Below are 301 nucleotides of genomic sequence, written 5' to 3'. Positions count from 1 at the left end.
CGGTTGTGTGCTACTTGTTCCGCAGGTTCCTGGACTCGTGTATTCAATAGTATAGATCGCTCCTGAAATTCCATTAGTTACCGTTCCGCTAGTTGCGTTTATTGTTGCTCCATCCGTTGGCATCGGATTAAACGTAAAGCTTCCGCCAAGATCTCCTGTGATATTTGCGGTTCCGCCATCACAAGTTGCTGTCATAGTAAAAGCTGCGTTTCCGGAGGTTAAAACAGTTACTGTTTCGGTGCTAGTTGTTCCGCAGGTTCCTGGACTTGCGTATTCTATCGTATAAGTAGTTCCTGAAATT

At 45.2% G+C, this 301-nt stretch carries 1 protein-coding gene; it reads right to left on the bottom strand.

From position 1 onward, the window contains the following. Positions 1-301: hypothetical protein (locus tag ACVCXO_RS12190; RefSeq protein WP_452229867.1), on the bottom strand; the 301-nt coding region annotated here is incomplete at both ends.

The sequence above is a fragment of the Lacinutrix sp. MEBiC02404 genome, from assembly GCF_053601575.1.
This window is presented reverse-complemented; position numbering and strand designations above follow the sequence as displayed.